The organism is Pseudomonas mendocina (assembly GCF_900636545.1).
GTDB lineage: Bacteria > Pseudomonadota > Gammaproteobacteria > Pseudomonadales > Pseudomonadaceae > Aquipseudomonas > Aquipseudomonas mendocina.
Window position 1 is genome coordinate 2,847,400 of the sequence record NZ_LR134290.1, and the last position, 20,066, is coordinate 2,867,465.

Genomic DNA, 20,066 nt, shown 5'->3' on the forward strand with positions numbered 1-20,066 from the left:
GGTGATCTCCCGGATTGTTCTTATTGGATGCGCCGATAGTTACCCCAGGCTGGCCGGCCGGCAATGTCGAAAGGTCTCAACCTGCCTGAGCAGAAATGACAAAGCGTCGTCGTTCAGGCGTTTTCGGAGTGGAACAACGCGCGGTACTGCCCCGGCGTCGAGCCCGTCCACTTCTTGAAAGCCTTGTAGAAAGCGCTGGTATCGGCGAAACCCAGTTCGCTGGCCAACTCACTGAAATTGCTCTCTTCATGGTTCAGGCTGGCAATGGCCAGATCACGCCGCACCTGATCCTTGAGCCCCTGGTAGGACTGCCCTTGCAGCGACAGCTTGCGGCGCAGGGTCGAAGGCGCCATATGGAAAGACCCGGCCAGCGCCTCCACATCCGGCCAGTGCTCGGGCGCCAGGCTGCGCAGATGGGCCTTGATCCGTGCGCCCAGGCTTTGCGGGTCGCGATAGCGCACCAGGATATTGCCCGGCGCCCCGGAGAGAAAACGCTTGAGGTCATGCGGGCTGCGTCGGATCGGCACCTGCAGACTTTCGGCATTGAACAACAGACGGCTCTGCCCGCGCGCGAACTGCAGGTTGCGGGTGAACATCACCTGGTAGTCCTCGATGTAATCCGGCGGCGGGCAACGCAGCTGGATGCCCAGCACATCGATGCGCCGCCCGGCCAGCCAGCAGCTCAGGCCGTGGATGATCAGCCACAGGGTGAAATAGCCGAAGGCGCGGCAGGCCTGCCCAGGCGCCTCGTCGATGACGATGGCGGCCAGGCCATCGCGCACCTCCAGCCTCGGGCTGAAGTCATCGAAGACCAGGTGCAGGAAGCGCAGCGCGCCTTGCAAGGCGGCGCCCAGGGTCGGCTCCTTCGCCGCAGCACGGGCCATGAAGGCGAAACTACCCACCTTCATCCGGCGCCGGTTCATGCCGAAGAACTCATCGTCCATCTGCCGGGCTATGGCCAACCAGAACTGGGCGTAGGCCTCGGACGACACCCGCCCTTCGGGCTGCGCCAGCAGCTCGCCGTCGATCCCGGCCTCGGCCAGCAACGCCGTCTCGTCGACGCCTTGCAGGCGCAGCTCGCACAGTGCTTCGAGCACCAGGCGGACGGAAATCGTGCCTTTTTCAACGGACGCAACTGCCATGAGTTTCCTTGTTCGTGGCTGCCGACAAGAGCGGCATTCTAGAGGCTTTGCCGTAGCGGCTGTCCAGCCTGTGGCGCGAACCTGCGACGGCGACGTTGACAGTCGGTCAAAGCCAACTTAACGTTTACGTAAAGGTAAACAACAAGAACATCGCCATGCCCACCACCTACAGCATCTCCGACCTGGCCCGCGAACTGGACGTGACCCCACGCGCCATCCGCTTCTACGAGGAACAGGGCATGCTCGCCCCCGAGCGACGCGGCCAGGAACGCATCTATCAGCCCAAGGATCTGGTGACCCTGAAGCTCATCCTGCGTGGCAAACGCATCGGTTTCTCCCTGGCCGAATGCAAGGAGCTGATCGACCTCTACGACCCCAGCAGCGGCAATCACAAGCAGCTCAATACCTTCCTCGCCAAGATCGCCGAACGCCGCCTGCAACTTGAACAACAGTTGCTGGACATCCAGCAGATGCAACTGGAACTGGATACCGCCGAGGAACGCTGCCTCGCGGCCCTCGCCGAAACCACCGCCTAATCGCCCCACTACAAGAACAATCGCAGGTGACCCCATGAGCTATCCCACCCTCAACTTCGGCCTCGGCGAAACCCTCGACATGCTGCGCGACTCGGTGCACCAGTTCGCCCAGAACGAGCTGGCGCCGCGCGCCGCGCAGATCGACCGCGACAACGAATTCCCCATGGACATGTGGCGCAAGTTCGGTGACATGGGCCTGCTCGGCATGACGGTCAAGGAAGAGTACGGTGGCACCGACATGGGCTACCTGGCGCATGTGCTGGCCATGGAAGAAATCAGCCGTGCCTCGGCCTCGGTGGGTCTGTCCTACGGCGCGCATTCGAACCTGTGCGTCAACCAGATCCACAAGAACGGCAGCGAGGCACAGAAGCAGAAGTACCTGCCCAAGCTGTGCTCCGGCGAACACATCGGCGCCCTGGCCATGAGCGAGCCCAATGCCGGCTCCGACGTGGTGTCGATGAAGCTGCGCGCGGAGAAGCGCGGCGACCACTACGTGCTCAACGGCAACAAGATGTGGATCACCAACGGCCCGGACGCCCACACCTACGTGATCTACGCCAAGACCGATATCAACGCCGGCTCGCGTGGCATGACTGCCTTCATCGTCGAGCGCGACTTCAAGGGCTTCTCCCGCCACCAGAAGCTGGACAAGCTGGGCATGCGCGGCTCCAACACCTGCGAGCTGGTGTTCGAGGATTGTGAGGTGCCGGAAGAGAACATTCTCGGCGTCGAGGGCGGTGGCGTACGCGTTCTGATGAGCGGCCTGGACTACGAGCGCACCGTGCTCTCAGGCGGCCCGACCGGGATCATGAGCGCCTGCATGGATGTAGTGCTGCCCTACGTGCACGAGCGCCAGCAGTTCAAGCAGTCCATCGGCGAATTCCAGTTGGTGCAGGGCAAGCTGGCCGATATGTACGCCGGCATGAACGCCTCCAAGTCCTACCTGTACAACGTCGCCCGCGCCTGCGACCGCGGCGAGGAATCGCGCAAGGACGCCGCTGCAGTGATCCTCTACACCGCCGAGATGGCCACCAAGATGGCCCTGGACACCATCCAGCTACTGGGCGGCAACGGCTACACCAACGAGTACCCGGCCGGGCGCCTGCTGCGTGACGCCAAGCTCTACGAGATCGGCGCCGGCACCAGCGAAATCCGCCGCATGCTGATCGGTCGCGAGCTGTTCAACGAGACCAAGTGAAGCACGGTCTATCCCCTCTCCCACTTGTGGGAGAGGGTTAGGGAGAGGGGCTCTGAGTCGTCTGCACCGCCCTCTCCCCCGGCCCCTCTCCCGCAAGCGGGCAGAGGGGGGATAAATCAAAATCGGAGCGCCACCGATGGCCATCCTGCATACCCAGATCAACACCCGCTCGCCGGAGTTCGCCGCCAACCAGGCGGCCATGCTCGCCCAGGTGGACGAGCTGCGCGCCCTGCTCGCCCGAATCCACGAAGGTGGCGGTGCCAAGGCGCAGGAGCGCCACACCTCACGCGGCAAGTTGCTACCGCGTGAACGCATCAATCGCCTGCTGGATGCCGGCTCGCCCTTCCTCGAGATCGGCCAGCTCGCCGCACATGAGGTCTACGGCGAGGACGTGCCCGCCGCTGGAGTGATCGCCGGCATCGGCCGTGTCGAAGGCGTCGAGTGCATGATCGTGGCCAACGATGCCACGGTAAAAGGCGGCTCCTACTACCCGCTGACGGTGAAGAAGCACCTACGCGCCCAGGTCATCGCTCGCGAGAACCGCTTGCCGTGCATCTACCTGGTGGACTCCGGCGGCGCCAACCTGCCGCGCCAGGACGAGGTGTTCCCGGATCGCGAGCACTTCGGCCGGATCTTCTTCAACCAGGCCAACATGAGCGCCATGGGCATTCCGCAGATCGCCGTGGTGATGGGCTCCTGCACCGCCGGCGGCGCCTACGTGCCGGCCATGAGCGACGAAACCATCATGGTGCGCGAGCAGGCCACCATCTTCCTTGCCGGCCCGCCACTGGTGAAGGCCGCCACCGGCGAAGTGGTGACAGCCGAAGAACTGGGCGGCGCCGACGTGCACTGCAAGACCAGCGGCGTGGCCGACCACTATGCCGAGGACGACGAACACGCCCTGGCCCTGGCTCGCCGCTGCATCAGCAATTTGAACTGGCGCAAGCTCGGCCAGCTCGACAGCCGCGTCCCCATCGCCCCGCGTTATCCAGCCGAGGAGCTGTACGGGGTGATCCCGGCAGACGCCAAACAGCCGTTCGATGTGCGCGAGGTGATCGCCCGTATCGTCGACGACTCGCAACTGGATGAATTCAAGGCGCTGTTCGGCACCACCCTGGTGTGCGGCTTCGCCCGCATCAACGGCTACCCGGTGGCGATCCTGGCCAACAACGGCATCCTCTTCGCCGAAGCCGCGCAGAAAGGTGCGCACTTCGTCGAGCTGGCCTGCCAGCGCGGCATTCCGCTGCTGTTCCTGCAGAACATCACCGGCTTTATGGTCGGGCAGAAATATGAAGCCGGGGGAATTGCGAAACATGGCGCCAAGCTGGTCACCGCCGTGGCTTGCGCCCAGGTACCGAAATTCACCCTGATCATTGGCGGCAGCTTCGGCGCCGGCAACTACGGGATGTGCGGCCGCGCCTACGACCCACGTTTTTTGTGGATGTGGCCCAACGCACGCATCGGCGTGATGGGCGCGCAGCAGGCTGCGGGCGTGCTGGTGCAGGTCAAGCGCGAGCAGGCGCAGCGTGCCGGCCAGCCGTACTCCGACGAGGACGAACAGCGCCTCAAACAACCCATCGTCGAACAGTACGAACAGCAGGCGCATGCCTTCTACTCCAGCGCCCGGTTGTGGGACGACGGCGTGATCGACCCGGCGCAGACCCGCGAGGTGCTGGCCCTGGCGTTGTCGGCCAGCCTCAACGCGCCCATCGAGCCGACCCGTTTCGGGGTGTTCCGCATGTGATGACAACTCCCCTCTCCCGCTTGCGGGAGAGGGAGCAAAAAGCAGATTCCGGAATTGACCATGACCGACTTCACCACCGTACAGCTTGAGAAAGACCCGCGCGGCTTTGCCACCCTGTGGCTGAACCGCCCGGAAAAGAACAACGCCTTCAACGCCGAGATGATCCGCGAGCTGATCCTCGCCCTCGACGCCGTCGGTGAAGACAAGAGCCTGCGTTTCCTCCTGCTGCGCGGCCGTGGCAAGCACTTTTCCGCCGGCGCCGACCTGGCCTGGATGCAGCACGCCGCCACCCTCGACTACAACGCCAATTTGAATGACGCCCGCGAGCTGGCCGAGCTGATGTACAACCTGCACGGTCTGAAGATCCCCACCCTGGCCGTCGTCCAAGGCGCGGCCTTCGGTGGCGCGGTAGGCCTGGCCAGTTGCTGCGATATGGCCATCGGCAGCGAAGACGCGCTGTTCTCGCTGTCGGAAGTGCGTATCGGCCTGGCCCCGGCGGTGATCAGCCCCTTCGTCGTGCAGGCCATCGGCGAGCGCGCCGCCAAGCGCTACGCGCTCACCGCCGAGCGCTTCGATGGCAAGCGCGCCCGCGAACTGGGCCTGCTTGCCGAGTGCTATCCGGCCGCTGAACTGGAAGCGCAGGTCGACGCCTGGGTCACCAATCTGCTGCACAACAGCCCGCAAGCCATGCGCGCCAGCAAGGATCTGCTGCGCGAAGTCGGCAGCGGCGAGTTGACCCCGGCCCTGCGTCGTTACACCGAGAACGCCATCGCCCGCCTGCGCGTCAGCGCCGAGGGCCAGGAAGGCCTGCGCGCATTCCTGGAAAAACGCCAACCGTTCTGGCAGGAGCAATGACCATGATCGACACCCTGCTGGTCGCCAACCGCGGCGAAATCGCTTGCCGCGTGATGCGTACGGCCAAGGCCATGGGCATTCGCACTGTCGCCGTGCACAGCGCCATCGACGCCCATGCACGGCATGTGCGTGAAGCAGACGTGGCGGTAAACCTCGGCGGCGCCAAGCCTGGCGAAAGCTACCTGCTGATCGACAAGATCATCGCCGCCGCCAAGGCCAGCGGCGCGCAGGCCATCCACCCGGGCTACGGTTTTCTCTCGGAGAACGCCGGTTTCGCCCGCGCCATCGAGCAGGCCGGGCTGATCTTTCTCGGCCCGCCCGCCTCGTCCATCGATGCCATGGGCAGCAAGTCGGCGGCCAAGGCGTTAATGGAGGCTGCCGGCGTGCCGCTGGTACCCGGTTACCATGGCGAAGCGCAGGATTACGAAACCTTCCGCGAGGCAGCTGCACGTATCGGCTACCCGGTGCTGCTCAAAGCCGCCGCGGGTGGCGGTGGCAAGGGCATGAAGGTGGCCGAATCCGAAGCCCAGCTCGCCGAGACCCTGGAATCCGCTCAGCGCGAAGCACAGTCGGCCTTCGGCGACTCGCGCATGCTGGTGGAAAAATACGTGCTCAAGCCTCGCCACGTGGAGATTCAGGTGTTCGCCGACCAGCACGGCAACTGCCTGTACCTCAACGAGCGCGACTGCTCGATCCAGCGCCGCCACCAGAAGGTGGTGGAAGAAGCGCCAGCTCCGGGGCTGAGCCCCGAGCTGCGTCGCGCCATGGGCGAGGCGGCGGTCAAGGCCGCGCAAGCCATCGGCTATGTCGGCGCCGGCACCGTGGAGTTCTTGCTCGATGAGCGTGGCGACTTCTTCTTTATGGAGATGAATACCCGCCTGCAGGTCGAGCACCCGGTCACCGAAGCCATCACCGGCCTCGACCTGGTCGCCTGGCAGATTCGCGTCGCCCAGGGCGAGCCACTGCCGATCACCCAACAACAGGTTCCTCTGAACGGCCACGCCATCGAGGTACGGCTGTATGCCGAAGACCCGGATCACGACTTCCTGCCAGCTACCGGCAGCCTGGCGCTGTACCGCGAGGCCGCCAGCGACAATGGCCGGCGTATCGACAGCGGCGTGGCCGAGGGCGACAGCGTTTCGCCCTTCTACGACCCGATGCTGGGCAAGCTGATCGCCTGGGGCGAGAACCGCGAGCAGGCGCGCCTGCGCCTGCTGGCGATGCTCGACGACACCCTGGTGGGTGGCGTGAAGACCAACCTGGCGTTTCTGCGCCGCATCCTCGCCCACCCGGCGTTCGCCGCCTGCGAGCTGGACACGGGCTTTATCCCGCGTCATCAGCAGCAGTTGCTGCCTGCACCCAGCGAGTTGCCGGAAACCTTCTGGCAACTGGCGGCCGATGCCTGGGCGCAGAGCGAGACGCCGCTAGAGCGCGACGACGACCCGCATTCACCCTGGGCCGCCCACAGCGGCTGGCGCTCCGGCAGTGCCGCAGAAATCGAATTGCATCTGAGCTGCCAAGGTGAAAACCGCAAGGTGCGCGCGACTAACACAGCCTGCTTGCACGGCGAAGAACTGCTTGTGGACATCGACGGTACACGCCAGCGCCTGCGCGCCATTCGCCAAGGTGAAACCCTCTACCTGCAATGGCACGGCGAACTGCACGCCATCACCCGCTTCGACCCCATCGCCGCCGCCGAAGCCAGCCACACCCAGCAAGGCGGCCTCAGTGCACCGATGAACGGCAGCATCGTCCGTGTACTGGTCGAGCCCGGCCAGGCGGTCGAGGCTGGCGCCGCCCTGGTGGTGCTCGAAGCGATGAAGATGGAGCACAGCATCCGCGCCCCCGAAGCCGGCACGGTCAAGGCGCTGTATTGCCGTGAAGGGGAAATGGTCAGCGAAGGCACGGTGCTGGTGGAGCTAGAACCGTAGGGCGGGTGCAACCCGCCAGATCGTGTTGGCGGGTTGCACCCGCCCTACGACGCCGTGCTGCAGACGCTGCGCACGGCGCACCTTGCGATGAATACGAGGACAACCGATGAACCTGCCCAAATCCGTGCGCCTGGTCGAGGTCGGCCCGCGCGATGGCCTGCAGAACGAGAAGCAACCGATCAGCGTCGCCAACAAGGTGCGCCTGGTCGACGACCTCACCGCCGCCGGCCTGAGCTATGTGGAAGTGGGCAGTTTCGTCTCGCCCAAATGGGTACCGCAGATGGCCGGCTCCGCCGAGGTGTTCGCCGGCATAGAGCGTAAACCAGGCGTCACCTACGCCGCCCTGACGCCCAACCTGAAAGGCTTCGAGGCCGCTCTCGAAGCCAAGGTCGAGGAAGTGGCGGTGTTCGCCGCCGCCAGCGAGGCCTTCTCACAAAAGAACATCAACTGCTCCATTGCCGAGAGCTTGCTGCGCTTCGTGCCGCTGATGGAAGCGGCCAAGGCGGCGAAGGTACGCGTGCGTGGCTATGTGTCCTGCGTGCTCGGCTGCCCCTATGACGGCGACATCGCGCCGGCCCAGGTCGCCAGCGTCGCCTGCGAACTGTTCGCCATGGGCTGCTATGAGGTGTCGCTAGGCGACACCATCGGCACCGGTACCGCCGGCAAGACCCGCGCGATGCTTGAGGTCGTCGCTCGCGACATCCCGCGCGACAGGCTGGCCGGGCATTTCCACGACACCTATGGCCAGGCCCTGCCCAACATCTACGCCAGTCTGCTCGAAGGCATCAGCGTGTTCGACAGCTCGGTCGCAGGCCTGGGCGGCTGCCCTTACGCCAAGGGCGCTACCGGCAATATCGCCACCGAGGACGTGCTCTACCTGCTGCAAGGCCTGGGCATCGAAACCGGCGTGGACATGGACAAGCTGATCGCTGCCGGCCAACGCATCTGCGAGGTGCTGGGCAAGGCCAACGGCTCGCGGGTGGCGCGTGCCCGCCTGAGTCAATAAGGCGCCGTAGGGTGGATGACGCCGGTTTCATCCACCGTTGTGGTGGATCGCTGAAGCGTGACCCACCCTACGCACCCCGGATTGCATCGGACTACGGGCTGTAGGAGCGGATTCATCCGCGATTCTCGCGGCTAAAGCCGCTCCAAGGAGTTGCAACGTACCGACCTGTCGTTTTTCCAGAGATTCGGAACCATGAAAAGGTCGGTGCGATAGCAACAAAGGTCGCCAGGGCTATAGGCCTGACCCCCAGCGCCCACTAAGCTGAAGCATACGAACAAGAACGACGAGGACTGACCATGCCGCTACCGCTATGGACACCTTCCGCCGAACGTATCGCTGCCAGCCGAATGGAGGCTTTCCGTCGTTTCGTCAACCAGCGCCATGGTCTGCAACTGGCCGATTACCCTGCCCTGCATGCCTGGAGCGTCGAGCAGCGTGAAGCTTTCTGGCAGACCATCGTCGATTTCTTCGAGATCCGTTTCCATAGCCCCGCCGAATGCGTGCTGCGCGAAGGCCCGGCCATGCCGGATGCGCAGTGGTTCCCCGGCGCCACGCTGAATTTCGCCGAGCACCTGCTGCGCCGGCGCGATGGTCATCCGGCACTGGTAGCCATTGGCGAGGATGGCAGCCGTGAGCAGCTCAGCTACGCACAGCTGGCCGCGCATGTCGCAGGTCTGCAACGAGCCCTGCTTAAAGCTGGCGTAGGCATCGGCGACCGCGTCGCCGCGTTCATGCCCAACACCTGGCAAACGGTGGTGGGCATGCTCGCCAGCGCCAGCCTCGGCGCCACCTGGTCGAGCTGTTCGCCGGACTTCGGCACCCAAGGCGTGATCGACCGTTTCGGCCAGATCGAGCCCAAGGTGCTTATCGCCGCCGCCGGCTATCGCTACGCGGGCAAGCAGATTGATCTAACCGACAAGCTGAACGAAATCCTCAGGCAACTGCCTTCTCTGCAACAGTTGGTGCTGGTGCCGTATGCCAACCTCGACGCTCGCACAACGGATTGCCAATCCGTCGCAGCCGTCACCCTCTGGCAGGACTTCTACCAACCCGGCGGCGCCCCGCAGTTCACGCCGGTACCGTTCGACCAGCCGCTGTATATCCTCTACTCCAGCGGCACCACCGGCGTGCCCAAGTGCATCGTCCATGGTGTTGGCGGCACCCTGCTGCAGCATGCCAAGGAGCATGGTCTGCACACCGACCTGGGCGCCACCGACACCCTGTTCTACTACACCACCTGCGGCTGGATGATGTGGAACTGGCTGGCATCCGGTCTGGCCCTGGGCGCTACCCTGGTGCTCTACGACGGCTCGCCCTTCCATCCCGAACCCACTCGCTTGATCGACCTGATCGACGCCGAGGACATCTCCGTCTTCGGCACCAGCGCCAAGTTTATCGCCGCGCTGGAGAAAGCCGGCGTCAAACCTCACGAAAGCCACAAGTTGAATAGCCTTAAGGCCATCCTCTCCACGGGCTCACCACTGGCCCACGAAAGCTTCGAGTACATCTACCGCGACGTGAAACGCGATCTATGCCTGTCATCGATCTCCGGGGGCACCGATATCGTGTCCTGCTTCGCCCTCGGCAACCCGATCCTGCCGGTATGGCCGGGCGAGCTGCAGTGCAAGGGCTTGGGCATGGATGTGCAGGTGTGGGACGAAGACGGGCGTTCGCTAAGCAGCGGCAAGGGCGAACTGGTCTGTGCTCGGCACTTCCCCTCGATGCCGGTGGGATTCTGGAAGGACGCTGACGGCGAAAAATTCCGCGCCGCCTATTTCGCCACCTTCCCCGGCGTCTGGGCCCATGGCGACTATGCCGAGCAAACAGAGCACGGCGGTCTGGTCATTCACGGTCGCTCCGACGCCGTGCTCAACCCTGGTGGCGTGCGCATCGGCACCGCAGAAATCTATCGCCAGGTGGAAAAGGTGCCGCAAGTACTGGAGTCCATCGCCATCGGTCAGGACTGGCAAGGCGACGTACGCGTGGTGCTGTTCGTGCGTCTACGCGAGGGCGTGACGCTGGATGATGCCTTGCGCGAGGAAATCTGCCGGATCATTCGCGCCAATACCACGCCGCGTCATGTGCCGGCGCGGATCATTCAAGTCGCCGACATCCCGCGCACCATCAGCGGCAAGATCGTCGAACTGGCCGTGCGCAACGTCGTCCACGGTCGCCCAGTGAAGAACACCGACGCCCTGGCCAACCCGCGGGCACTGGAGCTCTATCGCGATTTGCCGGAGCTGCAGAAATGAGCGGATGACGATTGCCACGCATACGTCGGGATTGCCGCTCCCTATACTGATTCGACCGGAACAACAGGATGTTCGTCGTGCCCAAGTTCTTTTGCCTGCTCGTTGCCCTGCTGTTCACCGCAGCGGTATCGGCCGATGACCCCGTCCGGCTGTACATGCCTGAGGCACCACCGCTGGCGATGAACCATTACGCTGGCGGCCACGGCATGGTCGGAGATGTTGTACTGGCTGCGTTGGCACGCATCGGCAAGCTGACCCATATCGTCGCCGAGCCCTGGCCGCGCGCCCAAGCCCGCGTTTCCAGGGGCAAGAACATGCTGATCATTCCCCTGTCACGCACACCCGAGCGGGAAGACCTCTATACCTGGGTCGCCTCGATCATGGAGCTGGAGCGCGCTTTCTTCAGTCTCGACGAACCCGTAACGAACTTCGCCCAGGCCCGCCAGCGTTATCGCCGCATCGGCGTCGGCATGGGCACCGCGCAGGTCGGCATCCTGCAGCGTGAGGGCTTCAGTGACGAGCAGATCGTTCAGCTCAAACTGGGCGAAAACCCTGCACACCTGCTCGTTCTGGGACGTATCGACGCCTGGTTCACCGGTGTGCCGGAAGCGCTGTACATCTGGGAAAATTCTACGTACCGCGAGCAGAATCTGCGCAGAAGCCCGACGCTGGCCAGTACCGGCCTGTATCTGAGCTGCTCAAGGGAATGCGATGAACAGTTGGTCGAACAGTTGCGCGACGCAATCAGAGCGCTCGAGCAGGAAGGCGTCAGCCACCTTTTGCGCCAGGCGTATCTGCCGCTGCAGCCCGATCCCTAGACTCTGAGCGAAAAGTGCCAGCGCTCGGTGATGCTGCGTTTAAAACAGGCTGGAACGCCAGCCCGGTCAAATGCTCATTTACAGCAGGTAAACTCGAATGCGAGCCCAGCCCGTTCTTCGCCTATTTTTGCGGGGCCGCCATCGGCATTGCCTGACCGTCGCTCAGTGACTTTTTGTACAGCCCCCCTAAATCCCCTGCCGTCCCGGGTCCTCCGGCGGCTGCTCCTCCTCGATATCCTCCAGCTTGAGCTCCAGACCCCAATCGCCTGCCGAGGCGGCCTTCGGTGCAGCGACCGGCGCAGCTGCCGGCGCTGCCGCGGCGGGTGCGGGCCTGGTATTGGCCGGATTGTCGCGATAGAGCTTGAGCTTGAGACGTACGTTGTTCGCCGAGTCGGCGTTCTTCACCGCTTCTTCTTCATCGATCACACCTTCGTGCACCAGGTCGATCAGCGCCTGATCGAAGGTCTGCATGCCCAGGTTCTTGGATTTCTCCATGATTTCCTTGAGCTCGGAGAATTCATTGCGTTTGATCAGGTCGCGCACCGTCGGTGTGCCCAGCATCACCTCCACTGCGGCGCGGCGCTTGCCATCGACGGTCTTGACCAGGCGCTGGGAAACGAACGCCTTGAGGTTGTTAGCCAGGTCGTTGAGCAACTGAGGGCGGCGGTCTTCCGGAAAGAAGTTGATGATGCGGTCCAGCGCCTGGTTGGCGTTGTTGGCGTGCAAAGTGGAGATCGCCAGGTGCCCGGTATCAGCAAAGGCCAGGGCGTGCTCCATGGTTTCGCGGTCGCGGATCTCACCGATCAGGATCACGTCCGGCGCCTGACGCAAGGTGTTCTTCAGCGCGGCATGGAAGCTGCGCGTGTCCACGCCCACCTCACGCTGGTTGATGATCGACTTCTTGTGCCGGTGCACGTACTCCACCGGGTCTTCGATGGTGATGATATGGCCGCCGCTGTTGCGGTTGCGGTAGTCGATCAGCGCCGCCAGAGAAGTCGACTTGCCCGAGCCGGTGCCGCCAACGAACAGCACCAGGCCGCGCTTTTCCATCACAGTGTTGAGCAGCACCTCGGGCAGCTTGAGGTCTTCAAAGCGGGGGATGTCCAGCTTGATGTTACGCGCGACGATGGATACCTCGTTGCGCTGCTTGAAGATGTTGATGCGAAAACGCCCTACGCCAGCCAGGGAAATCGCCAGGTTCATCTCCAGTTCGCGCTCGAACTCCTCGCGCTGCGCGCTATCCATGATCGAATCAGCAATGGCCGCCACATCGCCCGCCTTCATCGGCTCCTGGCTCAGCGCCTTGAGCACGCCGTTGAACTTGGCGCAAGGCGGCGCGCCGGTGGACAGATACAGATCGGAGCCATCCTGACTGGACAGGATTTTCAGCATTGCGTGGAGATCCATGGCAGCGTTTTCCGTGGGCACGATTGAAATACCATAGGCCATGATTCATCCGCAGCGCGGATGAGGCACAACCCACAAAATTGACGCCATTCTGCTGGCGCAATGAATGCTGGCACAATAGCGCCCTGACAGAATTGAGGAACCCATCAATGGCAAAGGCAATGGCCCGCCACATCCTGGTCAAGACTGAAGCGGAAGCCGCCGCGCTGAAGAAGCGCATTGCCGCCGGCGAGGCCTTCGATGTGCTGGCGCGCAAGCATTCAACCTGCCCCTCCGGCAAGAAAGGCGGCGACCTCGGTGAAATGCGTCCCGGGCAGATGGTGCGGGCGGTCGATCAAGTGATCTTCAAGAAGCCGCTGCGTGAAGTGCACGGCCCGGTGAAGACCCAGTTCGGTTATCACCTGATCCAGGTGTTCTACCGCGACTGAGCCCCGCTCAGGCGCCTGGCTCGCCCATGAATTCGACGATCTTGCTCCTGAGCCAGCGCTCGGCCGGGTCGTTGTCGGTCACCCCGCTCCAGACCATCGACAGATCCGAGTTAACCAGTTCGAATGGCGGGTCATCGGCGCGCAGACTGGTCCCGTCTATCAGCGCCGCAGCAGCGAAATCAGGTACGGTCGCGAGCATCTCAGTACCGGCGATGATCGAGCGCAAGCCACTGAACTGCGGCACAGCCAGTACCACGCGGCGTGAGCGATCCAGGCGCGCCAGGTCGTTGTCGATATTGCCGCACAGATCGCCCGAGAACGACACCAGCGCATGCGGCCGCGAGCAGTACTCATCCAGCGTCAGTGCGCCCGGGCGGTCATCGCCACGCAGCACCTTGACCTTCATTTCGCGCAACTTGCGCCGCTTGGCGTTGGCTGGCAGCTCGGTGGTGTAACTGACGCCAACGGAGATTTCCCCAGAGGCCAGCATCGACGACATCAGCAGGAAGTTGACCCGTCGCACCACGATCACCACCTCCGGCGCCTCTTCACGGATCTGGTTGAGCAGCGCCGGGAACAGGCCGAACTCGGCGTCATCGGACAGGCCGATGCGGAAGGTGTCGCGGTTGGTCGCCGGATTGAACTCGCGGGCACGGCTGACCGCGCCCGAGATGGTGTCCATCGCTGGCTGCAACTCCTTGAGAATCGCCAACGCCCGTGCTGTCGGCTCGAAGCCACGGCCATTGCGTACCAGCAACGGGTCGTCGAAAAGATCACGCAAACGAGCCAGCGCCGCACTGACTGCCGGCTGACCGAGAAACAGCTTCTCGGCCGCGCGGGTCAGGTTCTTTTCGAACATCAGGGTTTCGAAGATCACCAGCAGATTCAGGTCGACGCGGCGCAGGTCGTTGCGATTCATCCAGAGGGCCTCGGGGCACAGGTTTATTGGCGCATTAAAGCAGCAACTCCCGTGCCCACATAGCCCGATCAGAGTCCCAGTTCGGATAGGCCTGGATGATCGTCAGGACGACGCCCCTGAGGCCAGCGGAACTTGCGCTCGGATTCCAGGATCGGCAAGTCGTTGATGCAGGCATAACGGTTGATCATCAGGCCGTCGGCACCGAACTCCCAGTTCTCGTTGCCGTAGGAGCGAAACCAGTTGCCCGAGTCATCGCGCCATTCATAGGCATAGCGCACGGCGATGCGATTGTCGGTGAATGCCCAGAGTTCCTTGATCAGACGGTACTCCAACTCCTTGGCCCATTTACGCTCGAGAAACGCCCGAGCCTGATCGCGGCCATTGGCGAACTCGGCACGATTGCGCCAGCGCGTATCGAGACTGTAGGCCAGCGCGACTTTGGCCGCATCACGGCTGTTCCAGCCATCCTCGGCCAGGCGGACCTTCTCAATGGCGCTCTCGCGAGTGAACGGCGGCAGCGGCGGACGAACTTCGGTATTTGACGACATGATGGCACCTCAGGCTTGCGGGGGGTTGAGCCCATCGCTGGGCGATAGGGATTGCAGAAGTAATTGCGCAGTGCGGCCGGCGCTGTCGGCGGCATCCGCCTGGCCGGTAACCATGGCGACGGCGGTAGCACCATCGATCAGCAGGAGAAACTGCCTGGCCATTTCCTCGGGCTCGGCAAAGCTGCCAGCCGTGGTCAGCTCGGTCAGATAAGCCAACAGGCGCTGTTTATGCAGCAGCGCCACGGCGCGAATTTCACTGTCGAGATCACTGATCTCTCCCGCCGCATTGATAAAGGCGCAGCCGTGAAAATCGGCTGCCGAAAACCAACTGCGCAGAAGCGGAAACACCGCCAACAGGCGTTCGCTTGGCGAGCCCGCGGAAGTACCCGCGATGAACCACTGCATCCAGCGCTCATCACGCGCGCGCAGCGCAGCGGCAACCAGTGTTTCCTTGGTCGAATAGAGGCGATAGATGCTTTTGCGCGCCACCCCGGATGCCTTGACGATGGCATCCATCCCGGTGGCGTTGATACCACCGGCATAGACCAGGCTTTCGGTGGCTTGCAGCAAGCGCTGCTGGATTGAGGCGTCTTCGGGCATGGTTCAAACCAAAGAGAATGATCGTTCTCAATAAAGTAGAACGATCATTCTCTTTGGTCAACCGATTTTCGTAAGATGGGAACGAGCGGTAGAGAGTACAAACGCTTCAAACTCTCTGATGCACGCAGTTACAGCATTAGCATACTGCTCTGCAGACCGCTCAGCGCCGCTCCAACACCGGCGCATGCTCAGCCATCAACTCCACCACCCAATCGATGAACACCCGCAGCTTGGCGCTGACGTGTCGGTTCGGTGGAAAGGCCAGGTACATCGGCATCGGCGTCATCTGCCAGTTTTCGAACAGGCGCACCAGTTCGCCGCTGGCTAGGTGCGGCTTGGCCATGTAGTGCGGCAACCAGAGCATGCCGAGACCCGCAAGGCCGGCGGCCAGGTAAGCGTTACCATCATCGACGATCAGCCGCGGGCGACCATGGGCTTCGATGCATTCGTCGCCACAACGCATTGCATAGGGCAAGGCCTTGCCGGTGCGTGACCAGAGAAAGCCCACCGTGCTGTGGCCTATCGCCTCCAGCTCACGGGGATGCGTCGGCGTTCCGGCCCCCTGCAGATAACTCGGCGTGGCGTAGATACCGAGTTGCAGATCGCCGACATGGCGCGCGATCAGCGACTGATCGATGATCTCGCCGCCGCGCACCACGCAGTCGACATTCTCGCCGATGACGTCGACGATACGGTCGCTCACGCCCAAGGTCAGCTGGATTTCCGGATAGCGTGCATAGAACGCCGGCAAGGCAGGAATCAGCAGCATGCGCGCGAAGGGGCTTGGCACGTCCACTCGTAGCCGACCACGCGGGACCAGCGATGCACTGGACAGGCTGGTCTCGGCGTCGTCGACATCGGCCAGCAGACGCACCACACGCTCGTAGTAGGCGGCGCCATCGGCGGTGACGTTGACCTTGCGCGTGGTGCGGTTGAGCAGGCGTACGCGCAGCCGCGCCTCCAGTTGCTGGACCAATTGCGTCACGCTGGTCTTGCTCATGTGCAGGGTCGCAGCCGCCTTGGTGAAACTGCCGGTTTCTACCACCCGGGCGAAGGCCTGCATCGCATCGAAACGGTCCATCTCGCGCCTCTCTTAGCCGTTGATTGTTTGGATTTTACAAACAGTCATGACCAGAGTTGCGTGTTTATCCAGTTCCTCCGCACTTCTAGAGTGACGTCATCGACAACAGCGGGCCACATTGGCCCTAGACAGAGGCAACGATGACAAACAACCGAGATGTGGTTTTCCCGGCCGAGCGCCATGATCTGTACGAGCTTCACCGCTATTCGCCAGCGATTCGTTCCAATGGGTTTCTGTTCGTATCCGGCCAGGTCGGCAGCCGCAAGGATGGTTCGCCCGAGCCCGACCTGAAAGATCAGGTTCGCCTGGCCTTCGCCAACCTCAATGCGATACTCGCGGAGGCTGGCAGCAGCTTCGACGACGTGGTCGACACCACCATTTTCATGGTCGACCCGCACGCGAAATTCGAAACCATCTGGGAAGTGGCAGCCGATTATTGGGGCGAAGCGCCCTACCCGACTGTGACTGCCATTGGCGTGACCTGGCTGTCCGGTTTCGACTTCGAGATCAAGGTGATCGCCAAGCTGCCGGAATGAGTGTCGGTTGCGCCCCTGCAGACGAGGGCGCGACCGAAAGGCTTAGAAGCTGTTCACGATCTGCTGCGCGGCGCTACTGCGTTAAAAACAAGTTGGATTGCCAGCCCAGTCGGAATGCTCATATAAAAAAGACAGTCGAGCGCGACTCTGACCGTTCCTCGCTTGTTTTGCGGGGCCGCCATCGGCCTTGTATCGCTCCAGCTCGCGAGATCGTGAGCTGGCTCTTAGAGGTGAGTGAAGACGCGCTCGGCTGGCAGACGCGACTTCGGCAGCGCCGCATTGAAGTCACTGTCACTGCGATACCCCAGCGCCACCGCCACCATGCTGCCCAGGCCCTTGGCGGTGAGTCCCAGTTCCTCATCCAGTGCCTGGCGGTCGATACCCTCCATCGGCGTGGCGTCCACACCTTTGGCCGCTGCGCCCAGGAGCAAGGTACCCAGCGCCAGATAAGCCTGTTTCTCGGCCCAGTGCGGAATGTCGCCCAAGCCGCGGTGCAGTTCGACGTAGCTGTTGCGGGTGTTGTGCTGGGTGGTGCGCGCCGCATCATCGCGGAAGCGGCCATCGTCAGCTTCCTGCTGCAGAACGTCGGCCAGGTAGGCGTCGTCGAGGTCGCGACGGGCGCAAATCAGGATCACGTGCGAGGCATTGAGAATCTTCGCCTGGTTGTAGGCGAAGCCGCCCTGTGCGCCCTTGGCCAGGCGCGCCTTGCCCTCTGCGGTGCTCGCCACGACGAAGTGCCAGGGCTGCGAGTTGACCGACGACGGTGACAGGCGCAGCAGCTCGAGCAATTCGTCGATGATCGCTTGGTCCACCTGGCGGCTGGCATCGTAGGCCTTGGTGGTATAGCGCTGGCGTGCGAAGGAAACGGGGCTCATGGACAACCTCCTGATCGAATGGATGGAGCGAAAAGTCTAAGTCTGAAGCATGGCAAGCCATGAAAAAAGCGGGCATTGGCAGCAGCAGTTTCAATGAAAACGTGAAAATCCCGGGCGAAGCAGCCCAGCCACACCTGCCTGTCGGCAAGCTGTACGACGCCTGTAAACAACTCGTAAACGCGATGGATTTTCATTAGCGCCGATAGTAAAAAGATAGCTTGCTTTCGATCCTGCCCGACCAGCGCTCATCGCTGCGTGTCCCGACCCGGAGTCCAGCATGTCTATCCGCTCTCATCTGCAACGCACCGCTGCGGCGATTGCCGCCTCGCTACTCCTCACTCTGCCGCTGCATGCCAGCGAGCGCACGCTGGACAGCGCCTATGGCCCGCTGACCCTCAGCGGCACGCCGCAGCGCGTGGTCGCTCTCGGCGACAGCGCGCTGGATGCGGCGCTGTCCCTCGGCGTGCAACCGGTCGGCACCCTGGCCAGCCGCGGCGGCGATGACGTGCCGGACTACCTCAAGGCCAAGGCCGGCAAGATCACCCTGGTCGGCAGCGTGCGCGAGCCCAATCTGGAGGCCATCCTGCGCCTGCAACCGGACCTGGTGCTGGCTTCGAACGATCTACCACGTGAGCTGTACGCCAAATTGAGCCTGATGGCACCGACCGTGGTGCCCAAGGGCACCAGCTTTCAGAACTGGCACGATACCTACGCCACTTACGCTCAGGCGCTCGGCAAGGCTGAAGAGGGTCAGCAGCGTATCGCCGAAATCGACGCGCGCAGCGCACAACTGCGCCAGCGCCTGCCACAGGGCCTACAGGTCAGCGTGGTGCGCTGGAATCCGCAAGGTCCGGTGATCATGTCCAGTCATCTGTTCGTCGGTCAGTTGCTCGCTGACCTTGGCCTGCAAGCCAACGAACTAGCCGCCGCCCAGGCACAGAAACCGCACAGCGATGTACTCAGCCTGGAGAACCTGTCGCGCGTCAACGCCGACTGGATCTTCCTCGCCACCCTCAACCCGGACGGCCGCAAGGCACTGGAGGACGCGCGCAAGCAAACCGCCTTCACTCGCCTGAAAGCCGTCGCCGATGAGCAGGTGGTGACGGTAGACGGCCAGATCTGGAGCAGCAGCTCCGGTTACCTGGCCGCGCAGCAGGTGCTTGACGACGTGGAGAAGGCGCTGCTCGACTGATGCCCGCACGTCTTTCCGTTCCTCTGGCCCTTGGCTACGCAGCCCTGTGCCTTGCGTTACTGTGCCTAGCCAGCCTGCTGTTGGGCGCTGGCGATATCGGTATCCTGCCCAGCCTGCAGGCACTGCTCGGTAGCAGCGACGACGATGCTCGCTTCATCGTCTTCGAGTTGCGCTGGGTGCGCACCGAACTGGCCGTGCTCGTAGGCGTTGCCCTGGGTGCGGCCGGCGTACTGCTGCAAGCGGTCACGCGCAACCCACTGGCCGAACCCGGGCTGCTCGGAGTCAGCGCCGGTGCCTCATTCGCCGTGGTCCTGGCGATCAATCTGGGCGCCTCGGCCGCCAGCCTGCATCTGGGCGTCGCCATGCTCGGCGCGCTGGTGGGCTGTGTGCTGGTGCTGCTGGTCACGCGCATGCGCGGCGTGGGTGACGATCCGGTGCGCCTGGTGCTGGCCGGCGCCGCCTTCTCCGGCATGCTCGGCGCACTCAGCAGCCTGTTGCTGTTATGGGATCAGCGCACGGCCGACGAGATGCGCTTCTGGGTCATCGGCGCCATGGCCGGCCGCCCACTGGACACCCTCGAGTGGAGCCTGCCGGGGCTGATTGGCGGGCTGTCCATGGCGCTGCTGGTGGTGCGCCCGTTGGCCGCATTGGCATTGGGCGAGCGCGTCGCCAGCGGTCTCGGCCATCATCCGCAACTGACCCGCCTGGGTACCCTGCTGGCCGTGGCGATCCTGGTCGGCACCGCCACCGCAGCCGCCGGCCCCATCGCCTTCATTGGCCTGATTGTGCCCTACATCGCCCGCCGTCTGGTGGGCTCGGGCATTCGCCGCACCCTTGGCCTGAGCATGCTACTCGGCCCCAGCGTGCTGCTGCTGGCTGATGTCATCTCGCGCCTGCTGGTGCGCCCCTACGAATTGCCCGTTGGCGTGGTGGCTGCCTTCGTCGGCGCACCGATCCTGATCGCCGTGGTCCGCCAACACCGCCTGCCGACCTTGTGA

19 protein-coding genes are annotated in these 20,066 nt (G+C 63.3%); 12 read left to right on the forward strand and 7 right to left on the reverse strand.

Features of this window, described 5'->3' with window-relative positions; all coding sequences use genetic code 11:
• Positions 1 to 113: 113 nt before the first annotated feature.
• A complete protein-coding gene (locus EL191_RS13150) occupies positions 114 to 1,142 on the reverse strand; it encodes an AraC family transcriptional regulator (RefSeq protein ID WP_041978901.1) in 1,029 nt (342 codons plus the stop codon).
• 155 nt (positions 1,143 to 1,297) lie between these two features.
• Between EL191_RS13150 and EL191_RS13155 the strand changes: the two genes are divergently transcribed.
• The 8 genes from EL191_RS13155 (at position 1,298) to EL191_RS13190 (ending at position 11,482) form a co-directional block, all read left to right on the forward strand.
• Entirely contained in the window at positions 1,298 to 1,678 is a 381-nt protein-coding gene (locus EL191_RS13155; protein WP_017361035.1) for a MerR family transcriptional regulator, read from the forward strand.
• A gap of 34 nt (positions 1,679 to 1,712) precedes the next feature.
• Positions 1,713 to 2,876 (forward strand): isovaleryl-CoA dehydrogenase, encoded by a 1,164-nt coding sequence (locus EL191_RS13160; RefSeq protein ID WP_041978899.1) that lies wholly within the window; start codon positions 1,713 to 1,715, stop codon positions 2,874 to 2,876.
• A gap of 136 nt (positions 2,877 to 3,012) precedes the next feature.
• The gene (locus EL191_RS13165) at positions 3,013 to 4,620 is read left to right on the forward strand and encodes a carboxyl transferase domain-containing protein (protein ID WP_041978897.1); all 1,608 of its coding nucleotides are present in this window, start codon (positions 3,013 to 3,015) and stop codon (positions 4,618 to 4,620) included.
• Positions 4,621 to 4,680: 60 nt separating this feature from the next.
• The gene (locus tag EL191_RS13170; protein ID WP_017362979.1) at positions 4,681 to 5,475 is read left to right on the forward strand and encodes a gamma-carboxygeranoyl-CoA hydratase; all 795 of its coding nucleotides are present in this window, start codon (positions 4,681 to 4,683) and stop codon (positions 5,473 to 5,475) included.
• 2 nt (positions 5,476 to 5,477) lie between these two features.
• Positions 5,478 to 7,406, forward strand: a complete 1,929-nt coding sequence (locus EL191_RS13175; protein WP_041978895.1) for an acetyl/propionyl/methylcrotonyl-CoA carboxylase subunit alpha — start codon at positions 5,478 to 5,480, stop codon at positions 7,404 to 7,406.
• A gap of 106 nt (positions 7,407 to 7,512) precedes the next feature.
• Positions 7,513 to 8,412, forward strand: a complete 900-nt coding sequence (locus tag EL191_RS13180; protein WP_041978893.1) for a hydroxymethylglutaryl-CoA lyase — start codon at positions 7,513 to 7,515, stop codon at positions 8,410 to 8,412.
• Positions 8,413 to 8,708: 296 nt separating this feature from the next.
• Positions 8,709 to 10,664 carry an acetoacetate--CoA ligase gene (locus EL191_RS13185; protein ID WP_041978891.1) on the forward strand — a complete coding sequence of 652 codons (1,956 nt, stop codon included), beginning with the start codon at positions 8,709 to 8,711 and terminating at the stop codon, positions 10,662 to 10,664.
• Between the two features lie 68 nt (positions 10,665 to 10,732).
• On the forward strand, positions 10,733 to 11,482 hold the full coding sequence (locus EL191_RS13190; RefSeq protein WP_041978889.1) for a substrate-binding periplasmic protein: 750 nt from the start codon (positions 10,733 to 10,735) through the stop codon (positions 11,480 to 11,482).
• A gap of 186 nt (positions 11,483 to 11,668) precedes the next feature.
• Here the strand turns inward: EL191_RS13190 and EL191_RS13195 are convergent, their stop codons facing one another.
• Complete coding sequence (locus EL191_RS13195) at positions 11,669 to 12,889, reverse strand: PilT/PilU family type 4a pilus ATPase (RefSeq protein ID WP_174447360.1); 1,221 nt, start codon at positions 12,887 to 12,889, stop codon at positions 11,669 to 11,671.
• Between the two features lie 149 nt (positions 12,890 to 13,038).
• Here EL191_RS13195 and EL191_RS13200 point away from each other — a divergent pair, with 149 nt between their 5' ends.
• Complete coding sequence (locus EL191_RS13200; RefSeq protein WP_041978885.1) at positions 13,039 to 13,317, forward strand: peptidylprolyl isomerase; 279 nt, start codon at positions 13,039 to 13,041, stop codon at positions 13,315 to 13,317.
• A gap of 7 nt (positions 13,318 to 13,324) precedes the next feature.
• Here EL191_RS13200 and EL191_RS13205 read toward each other — a convergent pair whose 3' ends face one another.
• The 4 genes from EL191_RS13205 to EL191_RS13220 form a co-directional block, all read right to left on the reverse strand.
• Positions 13,325 to 14,236, reverse strand: a complete 912-nt coding sequence (locus EL191_RS13205) for a LysR family transcriptional regulator (protein WP_041978882.1) — start codon at positions 14,234 to 14,236, stop codon at positions 13,325 to 13,327.
• A gap of 68 nt (positions 14,237 to 14,304) precedes the next feature.
• Positions 14,305 to 14,784 (reverse strand): nuclear transport factor 2 family protein, encoded by a 480-nt coding sequence (locus tag EL191_RS13210; protein WP_017362971.1) that lies wholly within the window; start codon positions 14,782 to 14,784, stop codon positions 14,305 to 14,307.
• A 9-nt stretch (positions 14,785 to 14,793) separates the two neighbouring features.
• Positions 14,794 to 15,384 carry a TetR/AcrR family transcriptional regulator gene (locus EL191_RS13215; RefSeq protein ID WP_041978880.1) on the reverse strand — a complete coding sequence of 197 codons (591 nt, stop codon included), beginning with the start codon at positions 15,382 to 15,384 and terminating at the stop codon, positions 14,794 to 14,796.
• A gap of 160 nt (positions 15,385 to 15,544) precedes the next feature.
• Entirely contained in the window at positions 15,545 to 16,465 is a 921-nt protein-coding gene (locus EL191_RS13220; RefSeq protein WP_041978878.1) for a LysR family transcriptional regulator, read from the reverse strand.
• A gap of 140 nt (positions 16,466 to 16,605) precedes the next feature.
• Here EL191_RS13220 and EL191_RS13225 point away from each other — a divergent pair, with 140 nt between their 5' ends.
• Positions 16,606 to 17,001, forward strand: coding sequence for a RidA family protein (locus EL191_RS13225; protein WP_041978876.1), 396 nt, complete (start codon positions 16,606 to 16,608; stop codon positions 16,999 to 17,001).
• 224 nt (positions 17,002 to 17,225) lie between these two features.
• Here the strand turns inward: EL191_RS13225 and nfsB are convergent, their stop codons facing one another.
• Positions 17,226 to 17,876, reverse strand: coding sequence for an oxygen-insensitive NAD(P)H nitroreductase (nfsB, locus tag EL191_RS13230; protein ID WP_041978873.1), 651 nt, complete (start codon positions 17,874 to 17,876; stop codon positions 17,226 to 17,228).
• Between the two features lie 277 nt (positions 17,877 to 18,153).
• Between nfsB and EL191_RS13235 the strand changes: the two genes are divergently transcribed.
• Positions 18,154 to 19,068 (forward strand): ABC transporter substrate-binding protein, encoded by a 915-nt coding sequence (locus EL191_RS13235; protein WP_041978870.1) that lies wholly within the window; start codon positions 18,154 to 18,156, stop codon positions 19,066 to 19,068.
• A complete protein-coding gene (locus EL191_RS13240) occupies positions 19,068 to 20,066 on the forward strand; it encodes a FecCD family ABC transporter permease (RefSeq protein ID WP_041978867.1) in 999 nt (332 codons plus the stop codon). The genes EL191_RS13235 and EL191_RS13240 overlap by 1 nt, the downstream gene beginning before the upstream one ends.